The organism is Beduini sp. (genome assembly GCF_047239305.1).
GTDB lineage: Bacteria > Bacillota_I > Bacilli_A > Erysipelotrichales > Coprobacillaceae > Beduini.
The window spans coordinates 385,383-408,847 of record NZ_JBKTEM010000001.1 but is presented as its reverse complement, the minus strand read 5'-3'; the positions used below and the strand labels follow the sequence as shown (position 1 = coordinate 408,847).

Here is a 23,465-nt window from a genome sequence, read left to right as displayed (position 1 = left end):
CTTATGAACCAGTAGACTCCCCTTTCTCTAATAAATATTTTCTTACGCGAGTAATGAAATATAAAGATCCGGTAATGAGTAAAGTGCCTTGATGCTTTAACCCTTCATCAACAGCATGGTGCCAGTCTTCATCAATCTGAACGGGAAAATCTTCTGCCAGCTTCTTTGCTGTCTGACTGCGGTAAAATTCAAATTCAGTGACAACAATATCATTCGTCAATGTTAAAAGAAGCTCCATCATTTCATGAGTGGATTTATCTTTCAATGCCGTAAAAATAACTTTAATATCTTTGAAACGCTTAGCAGAGTCAATGAAAGCTTCAATGCCGTCATTATTATGCGCCCCATCAATAATCACCAATGGTTTTTCACGCATTACTTCAAAGCGACCTTTCCAAGCTGCTTTTTTCATTCCTCTAATCATCACTTCATCACTGATTCGCACACCTTTTTGCGTTCTTAAATAAAACAGCACTTCCAAAGCTAATGCCGCATTTTTTACCTGATATGAAGCCATAGTGCTTAACTGTATCGGAAGATGAGCAAACTCAAACGAAACAAAGGAATCTTGCTTTATTGCTTTTATTGGTCTTACCTGAATCAGCTGAGAATGATTTTTCTGACAGACAGCTTCAAAAACATGTAAACATTCTTCTTTTTGCTCGCCGGTTATATAATCAATTCCAAATTTAACAATCCCCGCTTTAGTACGGGCAATCTGTTCATAAGTATCCCCTAAAAAAGCAACATGATCCAAACCAATATTCGTATTGACAGCAACAAGCGGTGTCACGATATTGGTGGCATCCAATTCTCCCCCTAATCCTACTTCAAAAATCGCATAATCAATATGATTTTCGATAAAATAAGAAATCGCAATAAACACTTCAATTTCAAATTTAGAGATTTCCGCTTTCATCCAGTCATCCATATAGCGATTCGCTAAAGTGACCATGAAATGATCTTCAATAAATCGATCATTGATACGGATCTGATCCTGTGGCTTCTCTAAAAAAGGTGAGGTAAAAGTTCCCACTGTATAGCCTTGTTCCTGAAGAACACTGCGGATAAAGTTAGTGGTGCTTCCTTTTCCGTTTGTCCCGCCAATATGAATACAAGGAATCTTTAATTGTGGATTCCCCATTTTTTCCATGTATTGCTTAAAGTTATCTAATGCATATACACGATCTTTTTGACTATCAATGAACTCATATACTTCTTCTACAGTGTTAAACATGCCTATTCCTCCCTACCGATCATCATATAATCTATATATTAGCGCAATTAAAGGAGTTAGTAAAGAATTCAAAAAGTTTTTTGTAAATCATTGACATTTCGCCTGCTCAACCTTATATTATACACATAGACATATATAAATACAGTGAAGAGAAAGAGTAGATATTTCTTTTAGGCATAGAGACTTCTTGGCTGGTGAAAAAGAAGGCAAAAGAACTATTGAATACATCTTGGAGTAGAACGCTGAAACGAGTAGGCGCAGCCGGGTACACCCGTTATCGTGTTAGAGTATGAACTAAGTTATTTAGCGTACTTGATGAGATAAATATCGTGAGGTATTTATAAACAAAGGTGGTAACACGAAGCAAAGCTCTCGTCCTTTTATAGGATGAGAGTTTTTTATATATGTGAAAATGAGAGGAGAAAATATTATGATTATCGTATTAAAACCAAAAACAAAACGAGAGGATATTGAAAGAATTCAAAGCATAGTCCGTTCTAAAGGATTAGATCCATACTTATCACAAGGAGTAGAAACAACGATTATTGGTTTAGTCGGTGATACAACTCAGATTGATCCAAGAAGTTTGGAAGTCGATGAAGCCGTTGAAAGAGTGATGAAAGTTTCTGAACCTTATAAGAAAGCAAACCGTGCTTTCCACCCTGATGATTCTATCATTGATGTCTCAGGGGTTAAAGTAGGCGGTGACCATTTAGCAGTGATTGCCGGTCCTTGTTCCATTGAATCAGAAGAACAAGTTATCGAGATTGCCAGAGCGGCAAAAGCAGCCGGTGCCAATATGCTTCGCGGCGGTGCTTTCAAGCCTCGTACCAGTCCATATGCGTTCCAAGGAATGGGATCAAGCGGATTGGATATCCTGTATAAAGCGGGAAAAGAAGTGGGAATGCCGATCGTTTCCGAATTAATGTCAGCCGATCATTTAGAGGAATTCGATGAAAAAGTAGACTTGATTCAAATTGGTGCAAGAAACATGCAGAACTTCGATTTATTGAAACAATTAGGAAAGACAAAAAGACCGATCTTATTAAAGAGAGGATTATCTGCTACCTTTGAAGAATGGATTATGTCAGCCGAATACATCATGGCAGCTGGAAATCCTAATGTCATTTTATGTGAAAGAGGAATCCGAACCTTTGAATCATATACAAGAAATACCTTGGATTTACAAGCGATCCCGGTAGTAAAGAAACTGACGCATTTACCGATTATCATTGATCCAAGTCATGCCGGAGGGAAATGGTGGTTAGTTGAACCCATGGCAAGAGCGGCAGTAGCAGCGGGAGCAGATGGTTTAATGATTGAAGTCCACAACAATCCGGAAAAAGCATTATGTGATGGACCACAGTCATTGAAGCCAGAGAAATTTGAAGCTGTCATCAAACAAGTACGCGATATTGCCCAAATCATCGGTAAAACAGTTTAGTAAATTGACAAGATAAGAAGATAATGCTAAAATTCCTATATCTATAGGAGTGATATACATGAGTTTTATATTAACTGATAAAATGAGAAGACGAATAGCTCTGTACAAAGGGAAAGATGAAACATTGTACAGAGCTTAAAAGATAATGATCTGCTGTTCATCATCAATAACAAAAAAAGTGTAGGTACTACACTCTTTTTATGATGAATTTCAATATGCTTTTAGCGATGATTCTATTCCCTGATATAATTTGCAGAAAAGTAATTCTTTTCTGCTTTTAACTAGAATAGAAACGAGGTTTTTAACATGAATAATTATAAAAATTGGAAAAAGAATATTTTTCGTTTTCTCACTGCTCAAACAATTTCTTTATTGGGTTCTTCCATCGTTCAATATAGTATTATCTGGTATATTACAATATCTACTTCATCCGGAGTCATGCTGACCATTGCTACTGTCTGTGGTTTCCTGCCGCAAGTGATCATTTCTCTTTTTGCTGGGGTTTGGATTGATCGCTACGATCGCAAAAAAATGATCATTCTTTCCGATCTGATGATTGCCGTCATGACACTGATCTTAGCCCTGTCTTTTCTAAGCGGCTTTAAATTTATTTGGCTTTTATTTATTGTACTGATTGTCCGTTCTTTTGGTACCGGAATACAAACACCGGCAGTCAATGCCATTATTCCTCAAATAGTTCCCAATGAACACTTGATGCGAATAAACGGAATCAATAGTACACTTTCTTCTTTAATGATGTTTATATCACCGGCAGTGAGCGGTGCTGTCTTATCAATTATTTCATTGGAAGCTACTTTATTTATTGATATCATCACTGCCATAATTGGAATCGGAATTACGTTAACTATAAGTATTCAAAGCTATCAAAGAGTAGATAAGATTGATAATTCTTATCTCAAAGAAATAAAAGAAGGTTTTATTTATTTAAAAGAAAATCGCTTTATTAAGCGTTTACTGATCTTTCAGATAGTGATTTTATTTTTAATCAGTCCCTCTGCCTTTTTAACTCCGCTCATGGTCAGCCGTACGTTTGGTTCTCAGGTATGGCGTCTGACAGCCAGTGAAATGACCTACAGCTTAGGAATGGTGATTGGTGGGTTATTGATTACCACATGGGGTGGTTTTAAAAAGAAGATTAATACGACACTTTTAGCCGGAGCAATGTATGGAATAATCATGATGGCATTAGGGTTAGCCCCCTACTTCTTACTCTACCTGCTTTTAAATATGATGATCGGGATTACATCGCCTTGCTATAATGCGCCGATTACGGTCACTATCCAAGAAAAGGTAGATTCCTCTATGCATGGTCGTATCTTTAGTTTAATGCAAATTTCAACTTCTTGTGCCTTGCCAATGGGAATGATCATCTTTGGTCCCATTGCTGATTATATAGCGATTCAATGGCTCTTGATTGGTGCCGGAAGCATCGTCTTTCTATTGTCACTTTATATTTATTTATCTCACTATTTTGAGATAAATTAAAAAAGGATTCTAGTAATCCTTTTTTTACTTTTCAAGAAGCAGCTGTTGTTTCTTTTTAGGCAGCTTACTAACTTGAATCAGATAAGATTTATCAATCATTTCCTGCATCAATTGACGGTTAGGATATATTTCCTCTCCGCTTTGATGACGATCTTTTTCAGGAATTTCATCAACATCAAACCAAACTGTCGTATAAATCAGTTTATTGCAGTAATACCCCGGCACAACAGCCTGAAATTCTTGCTGCAGCATCTCACTATACGCTGTATCTGTTCTGACTGTCAATAATACTTCTTTATTATCACGAAATCCAATTATTGCATAAGGCTTTCCTTCTACAAAATAACGCATCCAGCCCCATTCTTCTTTGAATGCTTTCGTTGTTCCGCGCTTTTCCATGCAATATGTATCGATCCATTGAATATCCGTTAATTTCATTAAACCATTCCTTTCCACATTTTATAATATAAAACAGCATACATTATAAACGAATACGTTAAAAACACACTGCAAATAACGATAAGAATATTCGCATAAGAAATAGGAATCATTGGCCAAAGCAATAAAATGATCATCACAACATAAAAGACAAATGTTGAAACTTTGCCATACCACATCGCTCCATCCAGCTTTTTATGCTCTCGCAGCATCAACATTCCGGCAATCGCCATGAAACTTTCTTTGACTATGAAAATTGCGACTAAGAACCACATTAATGAATAACGTGTCGCAAAGCAAAAGATCAATGCACATTGCGTCAGCTTATCCGCAACCGGATCAATGAATTTTCCTATTTCCGTGATCATGTTGAAGCGTCGGGCAATCTTCCCGTCAAAAAAATCCGTCAATCCTGATACAACAATGATTCCTGCAGCACAATAATAGTCATTGATTGTCTCTGCTTGATAATAGACCCAAACAAAAAGGGGGACCAGAATAATACGAAGATAACTAAGTAAGTTCGGTATTGAATACCAGTCCTGTCTTTTTATTTTCGCCATCTTTCCACCCCCAAATTATTGAATGATAAATAATAATCTCATTATTTATCCATACGAATGATACTATTATACCTCAAATATAGAAAAAAGGAAATGTATCTAAAAGAAAAACAGCAAACCATGCTGTTTTAATCGAATCGAGCCTGTGTAAATCCTCTTCCGGACACCTCATGAACAGATGAAACTGTAATGAATGCCTTTTGGTCTAATTGTAAAACGACAGATTTTAAATTCTCTAATTTCTTTGTGGAAATAACACTGACGACCATCTTTGTCTGTGATCCTGAATAGCCATTTTCACTATGCAGCAAAGTAACTCCGGCATCTATTTGAGTTAAAATAGCCTGCTTTATTTCTTCATACTGATCGCTGATAATGGATACCTGAACCATGTTTTTCCCACTGGTGAGTGTTTTATCCACCATGTATGTAGTCATAACAATGACGACGATCCCATAAAGAATTTTCATTGTATCTGAAAAACTAATCTGTGAAGACAACACCATGAGATCAAACAAATTTAAAGTAATAAAAACCGGAATCTTAAACTTATTGTTTAGAATCACTGAAATTACATCTAAACCGCCCGTTGATGCCCCAGCTTTTATTACCAAGCCGACCCCCATCCCTATAAAGCTTCCACCTAATACACTCGCTAACAAAGGATCAGTACAATAATGATGTAAAACAGCCGTATTTTCAAAAAAGTTTAAAAAGATTGGAAAAACGATGCTTGAAATAAGTGTTTTCATTACAAATGCTTTTCCTACAAATAAAAAACCAATCGCAAATAAAATAACATTGATAATAGCCACAACTACAGATATATCAATAGCTGTAAAATGATTGAAAACAATCCCAATACCGGTAACACCGCCGGCAATAATATTATTTTCAATAACTAATGTACTTAACGCAAAAGCTAACAGTAAATTCCCAAAAACAATCATTCCAAACGCTTTTATTTTTTCTTTCATTATCTCACCCCGAAGAAAAAATAGCACACTTTCTTTCCTAAGAATGTAGTCTATGCTACAATATGAATAGAAAAGAGGAGAAATATGAAAAAAATAAAAATTCCCGAATCATTATTCACCTATTTTGAGCAAGTCGGACAAAAACGCTTTTATCATCAAAATTCTATTATCTACATGCAAGAAGACCAAGCTACCGATCTTTATCTGATTACTAAAGGACGTGTCCGTGTCTATTCTTTATTTAAAGATGGACGTGAAATGACGATCGAAATCGTAGAAAAAGGACGTATCTTCGGTGATTCCTCCTTTATTCAGGAAGCCACCCGCCCAGTTTCCGTAAGTGCCGTAAGTGATGTTGAGTTGATTTCCTGTTCGCTTGAAGCCATGCTCCCCTACCTTGCTTTATCACCAGAGTTAACCAAGCTGTTATTTCAGCTTCTGTCCGAAACCTGTCAACATCTTTCCACGTTGCTGGATCGTTCTTATTTTTATGACCGTTATCAAAAAGTCGCTATTTTCCTTTTAGAGCAAACTCGTTTTACTAATGAAGATAAAGGTATTCGACAAAATGAATTGTGCTATAGTCATGAAGAAATCGGAGAGTGCGTTGGTTTAAACCGCGTAACCGTCACTAAAATTTTAAATGAATTTCAGGAGAACCACTGGGTTTTGCTTTCATATAAAAAAATAATGATCCTGAACCGAGAAGGATTAGAATCCATCATAAATTAAAAAGCAGAGATATTTCCCTGCTAGTTATCCGTAAAAACTATATGCTCCGTAAATGTTTTACCACAGTGCGGACAAGTTACCTGGATTACCAGATCTTCATTTTGATTAATCGTCGTATACAGATTCTGTAAAAAATTCAGATCGGAAACAAACAAGTTTTCAATGATTTCCGTTGAAACATAATCTAACGTCCCTAATTGAACAATCACTTTAGATAGTGTAATTATGGATGTATACGCTGGGTTCAATCTTACTTTTGGATCACGCATTGCATCTAATTCATCTTTTGCTGTCGCTAATCGCATAATTCCATGACGATGAAGTTCCCCATTTTGATCAACATATCCTTTAGGCAGATCAAACTCATATTGGGTTTTATAAGGCATGATTATCTCCTCCTCTATTTTATCCGATACTTGTACTTTCATTATACAAGATAGTGTTAAAGAAACAATGACTAAATATTATATTCTTATTTAATTCCTTTAAAACAAAGACTAGTCTCTGTTTTTAACTTTTTATAAACCTTTTAGCTGTTTCAAAGAAAATCTCCGCATTAGTAAGCATCGCCGGATGCCCGCCACTAGGAAATAAATGCAGTTGGCTGTTTGGAATCTTAAAAGCTAATTGTTTATAAACCTTTTCAATATTCATTCGATTAATATATTCATCATCTTTCAGACTCACTGTTAACATAATCGGTAAAGTAAGAGAAGATAAATCCTGATGAAAGAATTGTTTTATCTCTTTGGCATGACGAAGAATCACTTCAGTATCTTGATCGACCACACTTTCCCAATCTTTTCCATGACAATATTCCCAAAGCATACATACTTTTTCCTGTCCTTTTGCAGACTCTCTTTCTGTATACAAAGATTGTGTCCATGCTTCAAGAGACTCCTCTCCTTCAAAACTGTCCGCAATGACCTTATCAACTAAATCAGGACGTTTCAACGCAACATTTAATGCCGCTAGCGCTCCGCCGCTTGTACCAATAATATTGACCTTGTCATATTGCCTGCAATTTATTAATTCGATCACCTGCATCGCTTCATCGTACCAGAAATCTGTAGGAAATTTTTCTAACCGCTCCGAATTCCCATGACCCAAAAAGTCAATAAGAATCACTTTGAAATCCTGTTTATATAAATCAATGATTCCTGTAAACATCTTTGATGAAACACTGTTGCCATGCAGTAATATCAACGGTTTCCCGCTACCTGTTTCTTCATAGTAAACATTTTTACCCAAATAATTAAAAAATGCCATTTTCATCATTCCTTTCTGCTATTTCTAACTCCATTATAGCGAGACTAAAAGAACGACAAAATGACATTCTTGATTCTCAATTGTTTCTGTTCCGAATCTTTAAAGCAGCGACTTTCGTTTTTCCTGCAGAATAATTCTCTGTATGCTGCGTTCAACTAAAAAATATTTTTGAGAAAGCTGGAAGATTGACAATCCCCTTTGATATTCCGCATAAATTTGCTGATTGCGTATCGTTAGGATCCGCAGAGTATCGGTGTTTTCACCCCACCCTTTTTTATTTTTTGTTTTTTTAGGGATATAGATTGTTTCCCCTTGTATATATTGTTGTATTTGTGTCACTATTTCCTTTGGCAAAATATCCTTCGCATTTTGATAGCTCATTATGTGCCTCCTAAAATTAGATTTTAGTAAAGCAAAAGCTATTGCGATATTAAAATTCATAACGTGCAATAGCTTTTGCTATGCACAAATAAATACTCCGTTTCCCATTATATACCTCCTTTACTTGTAATCGATAATAATTTTATGACAGTTTAAACAGCAGTAGGCTTCAACATCATCACCCGTTAAAAAATGATAATGTCCTAATGCAATTTCGCCGTCTTTTATATTCCAGCGACTTTCTAAAAGCGGCATTTCTTTTTCAGCAGGCAGCCATTTAATAACTTCTCCACGTGTTTGTATATGCCCTTTGATAAGGACCTGCTGGCAATATGGACACTGCATCATGATCTCCTCACTTTCTGCTCTTTTATAGTTATATTATATCATATATACATGATCTCGATAGGCAAAACTAGTATAGATATCCTTATTTTCCTAGATATATTTAGCTTTTTCCTCTTCTTTATCGTTGTGTCAGTATAGCATATCCTAATAAAAAAGAGACTGATTGTTCATAATCAGTCGCTATTTATATTTATTGCGGTCTTCATCTGTTATGGGACGAATGACTTTACAGGGATTTCCGGCTGCCAGTACCCCACTGGGGATATCCTTATTTACCACACTGCCGGCACCAATCACAACATCATCACCAATCGTTACTCCCGGAAGCACTGTCACATTAGCACCGATCCAAACATCATTCCCAACTTTGATAGGATAAGCATATTCTAATCCTTTATTACGTTCTTCAATATTAAACGGATGTCCTGCCGTATAGAAGCCACAAAAGGGAGCAATAAATACGTTATTGCCAAAAGTAACCTCTGCTCCATCTAAGATTGTACAGTAATAATTGGCGTAAAAGTTTTTCCCTACCGTAATATTATATCCATAATCACATTTAAAGGGAGAATGAATCACAAGATTCTCACCTGCCTGATTAAGTATTCTGCGGATCAATGTATCTCTTTCTTCAAATAAAGATGGTTTTAACTGATTATATTCATAACAAAGATCACGACATGTGATACTTTCTTCAATGAGTTCCTTGTCATAATTCGCATCATACAGCATGCCTAGCTTTGCTTTTTCTTTTTCTGTCATGTTTATTCTCCTTAAACCGATATTAACAGGTCGTTCTGTCTATCTCATCATACAATAAATTGATTTTAATTGGTATTGTTTTATATGGATTTATTTCATCTGATGCATAAATCACAGCGCTTCGTAAACACTTATATTATATAAGGAGATGGTCAGAGTGCTTTATTTATTCATTGCTTTAATTGCTTCTATCATTGGTGCATTATCCGGCTTGGGAGGCGGTGTCATCATAAAACCGATCTTAGATGCTATCGGTCACTATGACATTACAACAATCAATCTCCTTTCCTCTTTTACTGTATTATCAATGGCGGTTGCTTCTACGATGCGTCACTATCAGGCTAAAACAGTTTTTGATCAAAGTATGACGTCGCTGTTAGTTATCGGATCGATTGTCGGTGCGATGCTGGGAGATTCTTTATTTACTAAAGCCCTTGAATATGCCAGTTACCCACAGCAGGTAAAACAACTACAAAACGTTTTATTATTAGCACTGCTGGCGATTGTTCTGCTTTATATCAATTATTTCAATAAGAAGTATCAATTTCACATTAAGAACCGTGCCTTTATTCTTCTAATTGGATTAAGTTTAGGCTTCATATCGACACTACTGGGGATTGGCGGCGGTCCGATCAATATTATGGCACTGACTTTATTTTTTGCATTGACAGCTAAAGATGCCTCAATTAATTCCTTAATCCTTATTTTATTTTCGCAAGCTTCTAAGATTTTCAATGTCTTTTTGAATCATGATTTACTAAGCTACGACTTAAGTATGCTGCTTTATATGATCCCCGGCGGTATTATCGGCGGACTGCTCGGGTCCAAGCTCCATCATCGGCTATCTAGCCATACAGTAAAGATAGCTTTTAACCTAGTCTTATTTTTCACAATGCTGACAACACTTTATAATATTTATCTTTCCTGACATAACCCCGGTACTCTTTTAATAAGATAGCATAGATTATATTAAGTATCATCTATTTGCACTGCATCATCCCTACAGTACAAACTGATCAGGCGCCATTTAACGGTAGCCGGGCTATCGAAGATAGCAGCAGATCTCTTATGAGCATTTGCGGGACAGACGTATGTTCCGTAAATGCTTTTTTACTTAACGGAACGATTAAAAGAATGTGAGTGCCATATAGAGCTATCTTGTACATGGGAGGTAACTTATATGACAAAAAGTACAGGAAAATTAGGATTGACTTCAAAAGAAGCGAAAGAGCTTCAGCAATTATTTGGTAAAAATGAATTAGTATCGACATCAAACCCAAGTTTCTTTAAGAAACTTATAAGCGTTCTTTGTGAACCGATGTTTTTGTTGCTTCTGATTACGGCTACGATTTATTTTGTTTTAGGAGAACCACGTGATGGCAGTGTTATGCTGATCTTTGTTTCAGCCATGATCAGCATTGATCTTTTACAGGAATGGAAAACTGATCAAACTCTAAAAGCCCTAAAAGATTTATCTACACCGCGAATTCAGGTCATGCGTGACAATCAGGAATGCAGTATTGAAAGTGTTGATTTAGTTCCCGGAGATGTAATGATTCTTTATGAAGGAACGTTGATCCCTGCCGATGGTGTTCTATTAAGCAGTCATGATCTATGTGTCAATGAATCGACGCTTACAGGAGAAGCAGAGACTGTTTGGAAAACCGTGAATGAAAATCACAAAAGTGATTCTTACTGGAGAAAGGATTACTGCTACGCCGGCACCATGGTTACTCAAGGCAGCGGCTATGTTCAAGTGGAAAAGATTGGTAACTTGACAGAGTACGGAAAGATCGGCAAAACAATTTCTGAAACTGTCATCGAACCCACGCCCTTGCAAAAACAAACGAAGCAGTTGATAAAAGGCTGTACCTATATTGCATTAGGTTCCTTTTTATTAGTGAGTCTGTTGACTTGGCTGAATGTATCGGAGTACGCTTTCATGGATCGTCTGATTAAAAGTTTTCTTTCAGGCATTACATTAGCCATGGCTTTGATTCCAGAAGAATTCCCTGTTGTACTGACTGTATTCTTATCAATGGGAGCATGGCGGCTGGCTAAAAAGCATTCATTAGTCAAGCGGCTGCCATCTGTAGAAACACTAGGTGCCGTTTCTGTTTTATGTGTAGATAAAACCGGTACACTGACACAAAATCAAATGGCTGTACAGGAAATCTGTCCTTTCTATCATTTAACTCAGGAATTTTTGGAAACACTAGGAGCAGCTTGTGAAGAAATGACATACGATCCGATGGAAATAGCTATCTTAGATTATTGTCAGCTTCACGGACTCACAAAAGATATCCTGTTTAAAGGTCAATTAATCGATGAATTTACTTTTACCAATGAAACAAAAATGATGGGACATATTTGGCAAAAAGAAAATGAATTGCTGATTGCCGCTAAAGGATCGCCCGAAAGCATTCTATCGATCTCTTGTTTAGATGAAAAGCAAAAACAGGATATCCATATAAAAATGGAATCTTTGTCTGCTCGTGGTTTGCGCGTATTAGCTGTCGGACAGCAAAGATTAGAAAATGTATCTCAGATACCAAAGCGGATTGAAGATTGCAAGTTAGATTTTTTGGGACTGATTGCATTCATTGATCCTCCACGTCCCTTTATTTCAAAAGAAATTCAACGCTGCTATCAGGCAGGAATCCGAATAATCATGATCACTGGAGATAACGGGATTACCGCAAGAGGTATCGCCAATCAGATTGGGATGGATCAAAATGGCAAAATCATGACCGGTGAACAGATCGATCTGCTTTCCGATGAAGAACTGCAAAAAGCAGTCACTCACGTCAATATATTTTCACGCGTTATCCCAAACCACAAAATGCGAATTGTTCAAGCTCTCAAGGCAAACGGAGAAGTCGTTGCCATGACCGGTGACGGAGTTAATGATGCACCAGCTTTAAAAAGTGCTGATATCGGAATTGCAATGGGAAAACGTGGAAGCGAAGTCTCCCGTGAAGCTGCCGACCTCATTTTATTGGATGATAATTTTTCTACGATCTTAGATACTGTTGAAGACGGGCGTCGCATTTATGACAATATAAAAAAAGCGATTAATTATATTTTTACTATTCACATTCCCATTGCTTTATCCTCATTACTTGCGCCATTATTAAAAATATCACCGGATGCTTTGCTTTTACTTCCGATTCATATCGTATTAATGGAACTGATCATCGATCCCACTTGTTCCATCGTATTAGAACGACTTCCTAAAGAGGATACCATTATGAAACGTTCTCCACGCAATACAAACACTCCTCTTTTAAGCCGGAGTCTCTTATTTAAAAGTATTCTGCAGGGACTGATGATGTTTATCGCTTCTTTTGGTACCTACTATCTTTATTTCATTTTCAATAATGATCCGTTTTTAGCTCGTACAATGGGTATGTCTATTCTTGTCTTTGCGAATATTTTCCTTGTTTTAGTAAACAGTTCCAACCAAGGCTTAGTGGTTCATTCGATAAAAAGTTTATTTCAAGATCGTGTTATTCGTATATCGATGGGAATCACATTAATCATGCTGTGTATTATTCTTTATACACCACTTCATTTGTTTTTTAAATTAGTGCCATTATCTTTACCACAGCTGCTCTTATCTTTATTTATTGGAGCGATCTCTGTTTTCTGGTATGAAGGAATAAAACTGTTTTCAGCAAAAAAGCCGCCTCTAAACTAGAGCAGCTTTTATTTATTCAAATTTTCTTTTACACGATAGTTCACGATCTCAATAATCAAATCTTTAGGCAAAGGTTCATTTAAAGGAAATTGTATCGCCCCTTTAGAATGTTTAAAAGGCTGAACAGGCTGTTTCAAATAAAAAGCTACCCCACTTTCACCCGGATAGAAGCCTAAATGCTGTTTATTCATCGCAAAATGAACGAGGTTTCCATTCAACTGAAAAGTAGGCATTCCCCAGCTTATTTTCTCTGTTGTATCTGCCGGAACATTGTCTTTAATTATTGTATAAATCGGCAGCAGCACTTCCTGCCTAGCTTGATCAAACCCTGATATGTAGTGTTGAATTGGATTCATAGCGCCCTCCTGTCTTTACTTTAGCTTAATATGATTTTGGTTATTTATTCAATTATTATATAATCAAGATAAACATTATAACCGGACTTTATTTTCTTTCATAAGATAGAATGTAGAAAGGAGGTTACGCATGGCAATTATCAATTCGATTCAAAACACAGCAAATATAGTGTATGGGGGACAAACAATCAACAGCAATGCTGTCAGCACTCTACTTTTATTACCTCCGACAATCTTAAAAGCGGTTGATAAACTAACAGCAAAAATCGGTGATACGCTATTATATACAATTACAATTACCAATGTCTCATTGAGTGATATTTCCAGTATTGCTTTTAGCGATACAATCGCTGCCGGCGCCACTTATGTTGCCGATTCATTCACTGTCAACGGAACAAAGGCAACCCCTACTGTTAACTCTCAGATTATCTCTTATACGATTCCGACGATTGCAGCTGCCGGAATAGCTACCATTAAATTCAATGTTACCGTTGTAGGTGGGAGCAATTAAAAAGTGATGTACATCTCTATGTACACCATTTTTTTATTTCCAAGAATCCGGTCTTTTTAAATAAGGAGGCAATTTCGTTTTCTGATCCCCGATGGCGGCATTGATTTGTCCCTGAGTTAAAAAGAGACATTCATAAAGATCCGCTCCGCTGAAATCAACTTGTCGAAGATCTGCTCCTAAAAAGTTAACACGTGTCAACTGACTTTTCTTAAAATCACTGCCAATCAGTAAACTCATAGTGAAATCTGTTTCAATAAACTGCTGATGATCCAACTTTTTAGAAAACATCGGTTTCTTCGGTCGTTCTGACCACTGATGACTGAAACGGCGACTCACTTCTTTTAAAATTATATTCGCTCGTTGATGCATATTTGACAGCGAACAATTTTTCAAACATTCCTGATTAATAAATGCAGATTCAATCTCCATCAACAACTGAGTAAGATCAGACAACAAGTCTTCCATTCCATTTAAACAGGTGCATTGCAGTAAGTACCAACGTATTTGCTGTAATTGAAACACTTTCACAAAATCAGAAAAGAGCTGTTCTTTTTGATCCGGATGATCCTGCCACATTGTTTTCGGATAAAGCGACTGTGTCACAATTTGTCCTGCACCAAGGCAATCATATTGGATACAGCCGGTTAATCTTCTTTTTGTTAGCTCCGAATGAATGGCACACAAACCATCTTGACACAGGTGAAGACAAGGTACACCTGCTTTCTTATCCTGAGGAAAACCATCTATTTTAGAAAAATACAATGCAATGCAGCATATGCCGCTGCAGCTTTGACAATCAATTATTAAGTCATCCATTAAATGCGGGTCTAAAGGCTGTTTATACATTTCTTTTTTCGTCTTCATTTGATTGAGTATGGGTGATAGTGCTGAGCTTTTGATTCAAACTCTTTTAAAGAGACAATTTTATTATCATCATTAAAACAAATCAAACTAACTCCATCGAAATCATCTGTTTTGCATTCATAGATACATTCAAAATGCCATTCTACCATCCATTTGTTCCCTAACTGCCACATATCTTTGATTTTCCACTCTAAGACACGTCCATGCTGATGCCAGTCTTTAAACCATACTTTTAATTCATCAATTCCATGATATTCAGGTCCATAGCATTCACTATAATAAGTTTCATCGTTAAAAAGTTGGTCCATACAGCTGATATCATTATTTACCCACGCCTGAAAATAGGTCACAATTTTATTTTTCAAATTAATCCCCTCGCTTACTCCTTTAAGTATAAACAAAATCATTTAAATTGTATAGAAAAAGAGCACGCCTTGTGCTCATATTATATAAAGCGCTGCTTGATTTTGTTAGCTAATAACTCTCTGTACTTTTCTTGTTTAAGCAAAACCGGCATTAAATAGTTCGGATTGATAGTTAACGTCTCAATATCATGTTTATAGTGATAACCTTCTGATAAGATGAATGGAATAATTTCGTCATAAGACTTTAAAGAGAGGTTCTCTTGAAATTCGATCACTTCCCCAAAGCTGCTAAGAAGTTTTTTTAAATCTGAATTACCTCTAGGATGAATGATGAATAAACGTGATTTTTTATATTCCTTGTAGATAAAAGAAAGAAGATGATCATTTGTAAATAAAGGCTCATTAGTCAAATAAGGCATAACACTTTCACTGATTCTTTCATAAATTCTGCCATATGACAGGACCATCGGCTGAATCTGCCAGTTCACTTTCATCATTAATAATGTTTTTATTTTCGTGAGATAAAACTCATCACGATAAGATATAGGCATTGCCTGACATATTTTTGCAAATTCCCAGCTTTCTTTTTCTAACAGACCACTAAATATAAGCAAAAGCATCGATGGCTGTCTCATCAAAAAATCGATAATCTCTAATTCATCGTTGCTGAATAATAGTAAATTTTTGAAAAATAAAGCTCGAAGTTCTTTGGAAACTAAGTTATTTTCTAAAACAAACTTCCTTATTCGACAAAGAAGCATCAAAGGTTCATCAAACACTTTCAATTTCCCTGTCAATGATTCCGCAAAAGCAGGATAGGTGTGTTTTGTAGACACGCCTAAGATTAACTCTTGAGTTTCCACTTTTTTCATACTTCTCAGATTAGCATGATCCGTTGTTGCACTGGCACAAAGAAGATGTCTGGCATTGGCTTCTTTCATGATCTGCTCATTTAACACACGGTTATCCGTTGCCGCATAGACAAGGAAAGCCCCATCTAAATCTTTTGACTGATAATTTCGGATATGGCATTCACATGGCAAATTCTGTATATCTTCAATGATTTGGGGGGCAATCACCTTAATGTTAGCTTTTTCACTTACAAAATCTTGGATTTTACGATATGCCACTTTTCCCCCGCCAACAATAATGACTGTTTTATCAGCAAAATCAATCAGATAAGGAATCATGGCATTTTACCAATGCATTGTAAACAGCATCTAAAGTTTTATCTAAATCTTCTTTTGTGTGTGCATCACTAATGAACCATGCTTCAAATTGACTGGGCGCAATCAAGATGCCCTGAGCCAGCATTTCTTTAAAAAACAGTGCGTACATTGCAGTATCACATGTTTGAACATCTGCATATCCCTGAATCGGCTGAGTGGTAAAAAATAATGTCAATAAGCTTTTCTGACGATGCAGCTGATATGATAAGCTCAATTTGTTTAGAATTTTAAGGATTCCGTTTTCTAAATATTGAGCAGAGCTTTCAAGATGTTCATATACTTCCATGTGCTCTTTTAAATAGGTTAACTGAGCCAAACCCACACGCATTGCTAAAGGATTACCGGATAAAGTTCCAGCCTGATAAACCGGTCCGCTTGGTGAAACCATTTCCATGATATCCTTTCTTCCGCCATATGCTCCGACCGGCAGTCCCCCGCCAATAATTTTTCCGAAGCAGACCATATCCGGAATGACACCTAAATATTCAGGACAGCTATGATATGAGACTCTGAAGCCGGTGATGACTTCATCAAAAATTAAAACAATCTGATGCTGATCGCAAAGTTTTCTTAATCCTTTTAAAAATTCTGCATTTGCCGGAACGATTCCCATATTAGCAGCAATAGGTTCAAGAATAATGGCAGCAATATCTTTCGGATATTCAGCAATGCATTTTTCTACAGAAGAAAGATCGTTATATGTACATACCAGTGTTTGAGAGATAATTTCTTCTGGAATGCCCGGACTGGTCGGCATATTAAAGGTCAATGCGCCTGATCCCGCCTTTACCAGTAAACCGTCGCTATGCCCATGGTAATTCCCTTCGAATTTTATGATTTTACTGCGGTTTGTATATCCGCGAGCGACACGTAAGGCACTCATTGTTGCTTCGGTACCGGAATTCACCATTCTTACTTGATCGATTCCCGAATAGCTTTCTACGACCAATTTAGCCATTTCTACCTCTAACTGGGTAGGCAGTCCAAAACTGGTTCCAAATGCGCTTGCTTCAATAATTGCATTTTTTATCACAGGATGTCCATGTCCTAAAATTAAAGGACCCCATGAGCAGATATAATCGATGTATTCATTGCCTTCTTCATCTGTTAAATGACTGCCGTTTCCTTTTTTCGCAAATACCGGGATTCCGTCAACAGATTTAAAAGCGCGTACAGGAGAATTGACACCTCCGGGAATATACTGACAGGCTTCATTAAACAATTCACGATTAGACATGTGGCTCACCCTTCCATTTTTTAGCTAATTCCAAAGCAAAGTAAGTAATAATCATATCGGCTCCCGCTCTTTTGATCGCTAACAGGGATTCTTCAATTACTTCTTCTTTCATCAGACCCAACTTAACTGCGGATTTCAGCATGGCATATTCACCACTGACATTATACGCACAAATCGGCATATCATAAGTCAGCTGAGCTTCCTTTACGATGTCTAAAAAAGCAAGTGCCGGTTTTACCATGATGATGTCAGCTCCTTCTTCGATGTCTGCCGCAATTTCTCGCATGGCCTCTTTTGAATTGGCAGCATCCATCTGATACCCCGCACGATTTCCAAAAGAAGGGGCACTGTTGGCTGCTTCTCTGAATGGACCATAATAATTTGATGCATATTTAGCGCTATAACCCATGATCGGAATATGTTTAAATCCATGTTCATCTAAAGCTTCACGAATAGCTAGGATCTGACCATCCATCATAGCACTGGGAGCTACCATATCCATCCCGTTTTTTGCGTAGCTGACACTGATTTTGGCAAGGTAAGCTAATGTTTCATCGTTTAGCACCTGTCCTGCCTCATTTAAAATACCGCAATGCCCATGATCGGTATATTCACACATACACACATCTCCGATGACAAACATATCGGGGGCAATCTGTTTAATTTGACGTACTGCCTGCTGGATAATCCCCTGATCATCATAGGCATCACTCGCTAAAACATCTTTGTGCTCCGGGATTCCAAATAAGATACATGCATTGATCCCATAGTACTGCATTTCTTCAATGATTTCTCTCAATCGATCAACCGAATAACGATATACACCTTCCAAAGATGAAATTTCTTCTTTAATATTCTCACCAGAAACAACAAAAATCGGGTAAATCAATTGATCAAGACGTAAATGATGCTCCCTCATCAGTGCTCTTGATGTTTTATTTTCTCTTAGTCTTCTTCCTCTATAAAACATGTTTATTCTCCTTTACTGCTTCTATCATGCCTTCATAACTTGCGGTCCCTGCCTCAATCACTTGGACATCCGGATACAATGAACGAATTGCTTTCGTTGTCATTTTCCCTATGGAAACCGCTGTTTTAAACTGAATATTTGATTTAGCTGTTCGCAGCACTGCTGATGCACTGCTGAAACAAGCAGCATCATAAGTATCATTTGAAATTTCTAAATCTATTTCTTTATTTTCATAAACTGGCAGATATATGTCTTCCTCATGAAGCGCTTCAATCGCACAGCTTCCCCTGCCACAGACGACAAGCATTGTTTCCTTTTCCAAAATTTCTTTTCTTAACAACGGGTTAAAATCTTCGCTGTTTGCCTGATCACATACAATATCGCTCGTAAAACCATAAGTTGCAAGTTCTTGAGCACATTTTTGCCCAATGCAGGCAAATCGTACAAAAGCCAGCTGACGTAAATCCACCCCTTTTTGATAGAGTCCGCCAAAAAATCCACGAATTCCATTGCGGCTGGTAAACACAATCAATTTATTTTCCCAGTCAAAATTGATTTCAAAGTCCAGCAAACAAATCTCTCCTACCTGCAGCTGAGTGACTACCGCTCCTTCTGATTTAAAATAGCGGGATAAGCTTTGCGTTTCGTTAGATAGTGCAGTAACCAGAATACGCTTTTGAGATAAACTCCCCTGAGAAAAGAAATTCAAACGATCATGCAGTTCCACTGTTTTTCCCATCACGATCAGCATCGGTGAAGTCAGATCACTTTGTTTAAATAAATCCACAATGGTATTTAACTGTCCATAACAAGTCTTTTGATTAGGCAAAGTGGCATTCGAGATCAACGCCATCGGTGTTGACGGTGCTTTCCCAGCCTGTAATAACCCCTTAGTAATCCGTTCTAATTCAGATAACCCCATCATAAAGACATAGGTTTTATGATCATTTAAAAACTCATGATAATTCCATTCATATTCAGTATCATTTTTATGGTGTGCTGTAACTACTTCAAAACCTGAAGCAAGTCCTCGATGCGTAATCGGAATACCGGCATAGCACAATCCGGCAATGGAAGAAGAAAGTCCCGGTACAACCTCAAAATCAATACCTTTTTCTTGTAATATAAGCGCTTCTTCTCCACCACGACCAAATACATAGACATCGCCGCCTTTTAAACGGACTACATTTTGATATTGCTGTGCTTTTTCCACTAAAAGCTGATTGATCTGATCCTGTGGCAAAGTGTGCTGATTCGCCGCTTTTCCTACATAAATACATTCGCATTCTTTTTTTGTATAGGTTAAAATCTGCGGATCGATCAAACGATCATACACTAAACAGTCTGCTTCTTGAATGCATTCCATGGCTTTTAATGTGTAAAGATCTAAAGCGCCTGGTCCGCCGCCGACTAAGTAAACTTTGCCTGCCATTAGATTTTCTCCTTCATTTGTTTTGCTAAAGCTCTGATTTTATCTTCTGCTTCACAGCTCTTGCAAACAATCTCTTCTTTTAGTAAAACAGTTCCTTCTTCATTGCCCAGCAAAGCATGAAAATGAAGCTCTTCCCCTTCTAATTTAGCGTAACCGCCAACAGGGATATGACAGCTTCCTTCTACCTCACTTAAAAACAGACGTTCCCATTTTAAACGCTGGTTCGCTTCTTCATCGCTGATTGCATTAATCATATCAATGAGCGGACTATTCTCTTTAGCTTGGATAGCCAAGATTCCCTGACCACAGGCGGGTACCATGATTGTTTCCTCTAAATATTGACTGATCCTATTATCCAGCTGCAAGCGCAGCAACCCGGCACTTGCAAGCACTAAACCATCAATATCCTGCTCCTCAAGTTTTTTAAGACGAGTGTTGATATTCCCACGGATATCTACGAATTTCAAATCCGGACGTATCTGTTTGAGCTGATAGCGGCGACGTTTGCTGCCTGTCGCAATAACTGCTCCTAGTGCCAAACTTTCTAATGAATCCGCCGATTTTAAAACCAGGCAGTCACGAGGATCGCTTGCTGCCAAGGTTTTTGTATAGACAAGTCCTTCTGGCTGTAAGCTTGGCATATCCTTTAGACTATGTACAGCTAGATCAATTGTTCCCTCCATCAATTCTTTTTCTATCTCTTTTACAAATATTCCTTTATCATTCATTTTATCCAAAGCAACATCCAAAATCTTATCACCTTTTGTATGAATGACTTTGATTTCATAATCATGATTTGGATATGCCATTTTTAACTGCTCAATCACTAATTCTGTCTGTTTTAATGCCAATGCCGAACCACGGCTTCCAATTGTTATTTTCATTTAATATCCTCTTTTATATCAAATAATTTATGGATAATAGCGACATCATCAATCTGTCCGTTTTTTATGAAATGAATCGGTTCTTTCATCACCTGCATAAAAGCCGCACGCAATGTTTTTTCTAAAACATATTCATCTTTCTTTGAGAGCGATAACTTTCGAGATAAAAGCTGATACGTATGATCCGCTATTTCCAAACTTTTTTTCTGTAAAGATTGTATCATATAATCATTTTTAATACTATCGAGTTTATCGCTTAAATGAGTAATCATTTCTTCAATCGCATCCAGTATTTTCTGTTCATCTTGAGTACGCAGCTGATTATTCATATGAATTCTCTCTTCTAAGCTTTCTAAATCAATACAAGGCACGACTGTATTCCTATCAATATCTTTAGGTAAGGCTAAATCAACCGCATAAATAGGATACGGATCTAAATCCTTTGCATCAAAAATAACGTGCGGGCTCGCTGTTGCACTAATTAAAATATCAATTTCAGATAGAACATCTTTTCGATTTTCAAAAGGGATAATTTGGATATCAGGAAATTCTTTTAATAAATCATCTAAATTCGATCTCGTGCGATTAGCAAAGATAAGTGTATTATCTTTATACAAATACGGAACAAATGATCGTGATATTTCTCCTGCCCCACAGATTAAAATCTTCCTATTACTAAGATCGAATTGCTCATTTAATTCTGCAATCGCTAAATGAGTGAGAGATAAAGACGGCTGAACATATTCTGTTTTTATTTTCTTAACGAAATTGATGGTTTCTTGAAAAAGAAAATAAATCTCTTTTCCACCCAGCTGCATACTTTTAGAAAATTCCAACGCTCGTTTTACTTGACCTAAAATTTGATCTTCTCTCACCAGCATGGATTCTAATCCGCATGTCACCTTTAATAGATGACGCAGTGCTTCCTTACCTTTTTTTAAATAACAGGAAGACTGCGGCTGATTAAAATAATTTAAATAAAGCGATTTCAAAAAATCGATATCCTGTTCATACATGACATAGACTTCGCTGCGATTACAAGTAGACAAAATGACACACTGTTCAATGCCTTCGTTCAGCAGTAAGCCTGAAAACTCTAATTGTTTAGTATCTGTAAAGCTAAACACCCCTCGTTCTTCCAAAGAGAGTTGTTTATGACTTACACCAATGACTGCTAATTGCATAACCGATAAAAAACCACGATAATCGTGGTTTTAATTTTGTGGTCCTGCTTTTTTATGTTGTTCGATTGGTTTCAAGTGAATATTTGCACGCTGTTCACTTTCTGTCCAATATAATTCTTCAGCTACTAAACATTCCGGATTTAATTCAACACCATCTAAGATGATTTCTTTAAATTTTGCATATCCTGAGATATCAATTAAATGTCCACCATGAATATATTCAGGTTTATTATCCATTACCCAAGCAGAGAACTTATGCCAATTTCCAAACACTTGCAAAAGAGCATCTTCTGTGATCCAGTTTAAGAACAGTTTTCCCATACGTGGAAATTGTTTACCTGTACGCCCACCTAATGTCACACGATAGAATTTGGTTTCTTTACGTGTCCATGCGCTTGTCGGACATGCGATTGTACATTCACCACAGCCAACGCAGCAGCAGGTATCTTTGTCTACTTTACCATCTTTATTTAAAGACAGTACACGAGTAGCATGATGTTCACATGCTTTGACACATGCTCCGCAGCCAATACATCTTTCAGGATGGTATTCCATTTTAGCAACACCCATTATTCCAAAGTCATTAAAATGTCCTTTACCACAGTCATTCGGACATCCTGAGACTGCCACTTTAATATGGTAATGGCTAGGGAATACGATTTTTTCAATTTTTCTTGCTAATTTATATGTGTTGGCATTTGCTTTGATACAATGTGAATTCCCAATACAGCTCATAATATTACGAGCTCCGATTGTTGGATACCCAGCATCAGTATCTTCCATATCAACATCACACATTTCAATTTCAATATCATGGATATATCCACGAATGTATTTATTTACTTCTTCAATATTTTCATATTTGATTCCAGGCATATTCAAAGTCTGACGCATTCCGATATGGAAAGTGCCATTTCCCCATTTGCTGGCAATATCTTGAACGACCTGAAGATATTTTGCTTCGATCATTGATCCGGGAACACGCATTTGCAGCATGAATTCACCAGGTACTTTTGATTGTCTAAAGCAATTGATTCTTAATTTTTTTATATCAATATCGTGATTCATTGTTCGTC

Annotated in this window: 25 protein-coding genes, 1 riboswitch and 1 other annotated feature; of the genes, 6 read left to right on the top strand and 19 right to left on the bottom strand. The window is 37.0% G+C overall.

All coding sequences use genetic code 11. From position 1 onward, the window contains the following. Position 1 precedes the first annotated feature (1 nt). Positions 2-1,237, bottom strand: coding sequence for a bifunctional folylpolyglutamate synthase/dihydrofolate synthase (locus tag ACLRVU_RS02145; RefSeq protein WP_412890496.1), 1,236 nt, complete (start codon positions 1,235-1,237; stop codon positions 2-4). 135 nt (positions 1,238-1,372) lie between these two features. Next, positions 1,373-1,620, top strand: a binding site (T-box leader). A gap of 47 nt (positions 1,621-1,667) precedes the next feature. Here ACLRVU_RS02145 and aroF point away from each other — a divergent pair. Together aroF and ACLRVU_RS02135 are read left to right on the top strand one after the other, a co-directional pair. Further along, positions 1,668-2,681, top strand: coding sequence for a 3-deoxy-7-phosphoheptulonate synthase (gene aroF, locus ACLRVU_RS02140; RefSeq protein ID WP_412890495.1), 1,014 nt, complete (start codon positions 1,668-1,670; stop codon positions 2,679-2,681). A gap of 306 nt (positions 2,682-2,987) precedes the next feature. After that, positions 2,988-4,187 carry an MFS transporter gene (locus tag ACLRVU_RS02135; RefSeq protein ID WP_412890494.1) on the top strand — a complete coding sequence of 400 codons (1,200 nt, stop codon included), beginning with the start codon at positions 2,988-2,990 and terminating at the stop codon, positions 4,185-4,187. Between the two features lie 24 nt (positions 4,188-4,211). On the opposite strand, the gene ACLRVU_RS02130 is transcribed toward ACLRVU_RS02135, so the two are convergent. The 3 genes from ACLRVU_RS02130 to ACLRVU_RS02120 form a co-directional block, all read right to left on the bottom strand. After that, complete coding sequence (locus tag ACLRVU_RS02130) at positions 4,212-4,625, bottom strand: MmcQ/YjbR family DNA-binding protein (protein WP_412890493.1); 414 nt, start codon at positions 4,623-4,625, stop codon at positions 4,212-4,214. Further along, positions 4,625-5,188: a CDP-alcohol phosphatidyltransferase family protein gene (locus tag ACLRVU_RS02125; RefSeq protein ID WP_412890492.1), complete on the bottom strand. Its 564-nt coding sequence runs from the start codon at positions 5,186-5,188 to the stop codon at positions 4,625-4,627. The genes ACLRVU_RS02130 and ACLRVU_RS02125 overlap by 1 nt, the downstream gene beginning before the upstream one ends. Before the next feature lie 128 nt (positions 5,189-5,316). Next, positions 5,317-6,165, bottom strand: a complete 849-nt coding sequence (locus tag ACLRVU_RS02120) for a YitT family protein (RefSeq protein ID WP_412890491.1) — start codon at positions 6,163-6,165, stop codon at positions 5,317-5,319. A gap of 84 nt (positions 6,166-6,249) precedes the next feature. Between ACLRVU_RS02120 and ACLRVU_RS02115 the strand changes: the two genes are divergently transcribed. Then, the gene (locus ACLRVU_RS02115; RefSeq protein ID WP_412890490.1) at positions 6,250-6,897 is read left to right on the top strand and encodes a Crp/Fnr family transcriptional regulator; all 648 of its coding nucleotides are present in this window, start codon (positions 6,250-6,252) and stop codon (positions 6,895-6,897) included. A 20-nt stretch (positions 6,898-6,917) separates the two neighbouring features. Here ACLRVU_RS02115 and ACLRVU_RS02110 read toward each other — a convergent pair whose 3' ends face one another. From ACLRVU_RS02110 to ACLRVU_RS02090, 5 genes are all read right to left on the bottom strand, one after another. Beyond that, positions 6,918-7,283, bottom strand: coding sequence for a phage tail assembly protein (locus tag ACLRVU_RS02110; protein ID WP_412890489.1), 366 nt, complete (start codon positions 7,281-7,283; stop codon positions 6,918-6,920). 124 nt (positions 7,284-7,407) lie between these two features. Then, the gene (locus tag ACLRVU_RS02105) at positions 7,408-8,166 is read right to left on the bottom strand and encodes an alpha/beta fold hydrolase (RefSeq protein ID WP_412890488.1); all 759 of its coding nucleotides are present in this window, start codon (positions 8,164-8,166) and stop codon (positions 7,408-7,410) included. Positions 8,167-8,265: 99 nt separating this feature from the next. Further along, positions 8,266-8,607 carry a CD3324 family protein gene (locus ACLRVU_RS02100; protein ID WP_412890487.1) on the bottom strand — a complete coding sequence of 114 codons (342 nt, stop codon included), beginning with the start codon at positions 8,605-8,607 and terminating at the stop codon, positions 8,266-8,268. Between the two features lie 60 nt (positions 8,608-8,667). Next, a complete protein-coding gene (locus ACLRVU_RS02095; RefSeq protein WP_412890486.1) occupies positions 8,668-8,892 on the bottom strand; it encodes a PF20097 family protein in 225 nt (74 codons plus the stop codon). A gap of 183 nt (positions 8,893-9,075) precedes the next feature. Next, a complete protein-coding gene (locus tag ACLRVU_RS02090; protein WP_412890485.1) occupies positions 9,076-9,657 on the bottom strand; it encodes a sugar O-acetyltransferase in 582 nt (193 codons plus the stop codon). Positions 9,658-9,814: 157 nt separating this feature from the next. Between ACLRVU_RS02090 and ACLRVU_RS02085 the strand changes: the two genes are divergently transcribed. Together ACLRVU_RS02085 and ACLRVU_RS02080 are read left to right on the top strand one after the other, a co-directional pair. Continuing rightward, the gene (locus ACLRVU_RS02085; RefSeq protein ID WP_412890484.1) at positions 9,815-10,585 is read left to right on the top strand and encodes a sulfite exporter TauE/SafE family protein; all 771 of its coding nucleotides are present in this window, start codon (positions 9,815-9,817) and stop codon (positions 10,583-10,585) included. 74 nt (positions 10,586-10,659) lie between these two features. Beyond that, positions 10,660-10,746, top strand: a riboswitch (NiCo riboswitch). 91 nt (positions 10,747-10,837) lie between these two features. Beyond that, positions 10,838-13,357 carry a cation-translocating P-type ATPase gene (locus ACLRVU_RS02080; RefSeq protein WP_412890483.1) on the top strand — a complete coding sequence of 840 codons (2,520 nt, stop codon included), beginning with the start codon at positions 10,838-10,840 and terminating at the stop codon, positions 13,355-13,357. A gap of 8 nt (positions 13,358-13,365) precedes the next feature. Here the strand turns inward: ACLRVU_RS02080 and ACLRVU_RS02075 are convergent, their stop codons facing one another. Then, positions 13,366-13,713: an iron chaperone gene (locus ACLRVU_RS02075; RefSeq protein WP_412890482.1), complete on the bottom strand. Its 348-nt coding sequence runs from the start codon at positions 13,711-13,713 to the stop codon at positions 13,366-13,368. Between the two features lie 130 nt (positions 13,714-13,843). On the opposite strand from ACLRVU_RS02075, the gene ACLRVU_RS02070 reads away from it, so the two are divergent. Continuing rightward, on the top strand, positions 13,844-14,224 hold the full coding sequence (locus ACLRVU_RS02070) for a DUF11 domain-containing protein (RefSeq protein ID WP_147548669.1): 381 nt from the start codon (positions 13,844-13,846) through the stop codon (positions 14,222-14,224). 33 nt (positions 14,225-14,257) lie between these two features. Here the strand turns inward: ACLRVU_RS02070 and ACLRVU_RS02065 are convergent, their stop codons facing one another. The 9 genes from ACLRVU_RS02065 to asrC form a co-directional block, all read right to left on the bottom strand. Further along, on the bottom strand, positions 14,258-15,070 hold the full coding sequence (locus tag ACLRVU_RS02065) for a pentapeptide repeat-containing protein (RefSeq protein ID WP_412842629.1): 813 nt from the start codon (positions 15,068-15,070) through the stop codon (positions 14,258-14,260). A 14-nt stretch (positions 15,071-15,084) separates the two neighbouring features. Then, positions 15,085-15,453: a nuclear transport factor 2 family protein gene (locus ACLRVU_RS02060; protein WP_412096663.1), complete on the bottom strand. Its 369-nt coding sequence runs from the start codon at positions 15,451-15,453 to the stop codon at positions 15,085-15,087. Positions 15,454-15,533: 80 nt separating this feature from the next. Then, positions 15,534-16,643, bottom strand: a complete 1,110-nt coding sequence (locus ACLRVU_RS02055; RefSeq protein WP_147548665.1) for an NAD(P)-dependent oxidoreductase — start codon at positions 16,641-16,643, stop codon at positions 15,534-15,536. Further along, positions 16,624-17,928, bottom strand: coding sequence for a glutamate-1-semialdehyde 2,1-aminomutase (hemL, locus tag ACLRVU_RS02050; RefSeq protein WP_412096662.1), 1,305 nt, complete (start codon positions 17,926-17,928; stop codon positions 16,624-16,626). Before hemL ends, ACLRVU_RS02055 begins: the two co-directional genes overlap by 20 nt. Further along, entirely contained in the window at positions 17,912-18,889 is a 978-nt protein-coding gene (gene hemB / locus ACLRVU_RS02045) for a porphobilinogen synthase (protein ID WP_412890481.1), read from the bottom strand. The genes hemL and hemB overlap by 17 nt, the downstream gene beginning before the upstream one ends. Beyond that, complete coding sequence (gene cobA, locus ACLRVU_RS02040) at positions 18,879-20,321, bottom strand: uroporphyrinogen-III C-methyltransferase (protein ID WP_412890480.1); 1,443 nt, start codon at positions 20,319-20,321, stop codon at positions 18,879-18,881. Before cobA ends, hemB begins: the two co-directional genes overlap by 11 nt. Then, the gene (hemC, locus tag ACLRVU_RS02035; RefSeq protein ID WP_412890479.1) at positions 20,321-21,205 is read right to left on the bottom strand and encodes a hydroxymethylbilane synthase; all 885 of its coding nucleotides are present in this window, start codon (positions 21,203-21,205) and stop codon (positions 20,321-20,323) included. The genes cobA and hemC overlap by 1 nt, the downstream gene beginning before the upstream one ends. Continuing rightward, complete coding sequence (locus ACLRVU_RS02030; RefSeq protein WP_412890478.1) at positions 21,202-22,389, bottom strand: glutamyl-tRNA reductase; 1,188 nt, start codon at positions 22,387-22,389, stop codon at positions 21,202-21,204. Before ACLRVU_RS02030 ends, hemC begins: the two co-directional genes overlap by 4 nt. Positions 22,390-22,419: 30 nt before the next feature. Continuing rightward, positions 22,420-23,457, bottom strand: coding sequence for a sulfite reductase subunit C (asrC, locus tag ACLRVU_RS02025; protein ID WP_041139341.1), 1,038 nt, complete (start codon positions 23,455-23,457; stop codon positions 22,420-22,422). Between the last annotated feature and the right edge of the window lie 8 nt (positions 23,458-23,465).

Excerpts from the sequence above, each read along its gene's own strand:
- ACLRVU_RS02145 (WP_412890496.1), bottom strand. The coding sequence starts at position 1,237 with ATGTTTAACACTGTAGAAGAAGTATATGAGTTCATTGATAGTCAAAAA.
- aroF (WP_412890495.1), top strand. The coding sequence starts at position 1,668 with ATGATTATCGTATTAAAACCAAAAACAAAACGAGAGGATATTGAAAGA.
- ACLRVU_RS02135 (WP_412890494.1), top strand. The coding sequence starts at position 2,988 with ATGAATAATTATAAAAATTGGAAAAAGAATATTTTTCGTTTTCTCACT.
- ACLRVU_RS02130 (WP_412890493.1), bottom strand. The coding sequence starts at position 4,625 with ATGAAATTAACGGATATTCAATGGATCGATACATATTGCATGGAAAAG.
- ACLRVU_RS02125 (WP_412890492.1), bottom strand. The coding sequence starts at position 5,188 with ATGGCGAAAATAAAAAGACAGGACTGGTATTCAATACCGAACTTACTT.
- ACLRVU_RS02120 (WP_412890491.1), bottom strand. The coding sequence starts at position 6,165 with ATGAAAGAAAAAATAAAAGCGTTTGGAATGATTGTTTTTGGGAATTTA.
- ACLRVU_RS02115 (WP_412890490.1), top strand. The coding sequence starts at position 6,250 with ATGAAAAAAATAAAAATTCCCGAATCATTATTCACCTATTTTGAGCAA.
- ACLRVU_RS02110 (WP_412890489.1), bottom strand. The coding sequence starts at position 7,283 with ATGCCTTATAAAACCCAATATGAGTTTGATCTGCCTAAAGGATATGTT.
- ACLRVU_RS02105 (WP_412890488.1), bottom strand. The coding sequence starts at position 8,166 with ATGGCATTTTTTAATTATTTGGGTAAAAATGTTTACTATGAAGAAACA.
- ACLRVU_RS02100 (WP_412890487.1), bottom strand. The coding sequence starts at position 8,607 with ATGAATTTTAATATCGCAATAGCTTTTGCTTTACTAAAATCTAATTTT.
- ACLRVU_RS02095 (WP_412890486.1), bottom strand. The coding sequence starts at position 8,892 with ATGCAGTGTCCATATTGCCAGCAGGTCCTTATCAAAGGGCATATACAA.
- ACLRVU_RS02090 (WP_412890485.1), bottom strand. The coding sequence starts at position 9,657 with ATGACAGAAAAAGAAAAAGCAAAGCTAGGCATGCTGTATGATGCGAAT.
- ACLRVU_RS02080 (WP_412890483.1), top strand. The coding sequence starts at position 10,838 with ATGACAAAAAGTACAGGAAAATTAGGATTGACTTCAAAAGAAGCGAAA.
- ACLRVU_RS02075 (WP_412890482.1), bottom strand. The coding sequence starts at position 13,713 with ATGAATCCAATTCAACACTACATATCAGGGTTTGATCAAGCTAGGCAG.
- ACLRVU_RS02070 (WP_147548669.1), top strand. The coding sequence starts at position 13,844 with ATGGCAATTATCAATTCGATTCAAAACACAGCAAATATAGTGTATGGG.
- ACLRVU_RS02065 (WP_412842629.1), bottom strand. The coding sequence starts at position 15,070 with ATGTATAAACAGCCTTTAGACCCGCATTTAATGGATGACTTAATAATT.
- ACLRVU_RS02055 (WP_147548665.1), bottom strand. The coding sequence starts at position 16,643 with ATGATTCCTTATCTGATTGATTTTGCTGATAAAACAGTCATTATTGTT.
- hemB (WP_412890481.1), bottom strand. The coding sequence starts at position 18,889 with ATGTTTTATAGAGGAAGAAGACTAAGAGAAAATAAAACATCAAGAGCA.
- cobA (WP_412890480.1), bottom strand. The coding sequence starts at position 20,321 with ATGGCAGGCAAAGTTTACTTAGTCGGCGGCGGACCAGGCGCTTTAGAT.
- hemC (WP_412890479.1), bottom strand. The coding sequence starts at position 21,205 with ATGAAAATAACAATTGGAAGCCGTGGTTCGGCATTGGCATTAAAACAG.
- ACLRVU_RS02030 (WP_412890478.1), bottom strand. The coding sequence starts at position 22,389 with ATGCAATTAGCAGTCATTGGTGTAAGTCATAAACAACTCTCTTTGGAA.
- asrC (WP_041139341.1), bottom strand. The coding sequence starts at position 23,457 with ATGAATCACGATATTGATATAAAAAAATTAAGAATCAATTGCTTTAGA.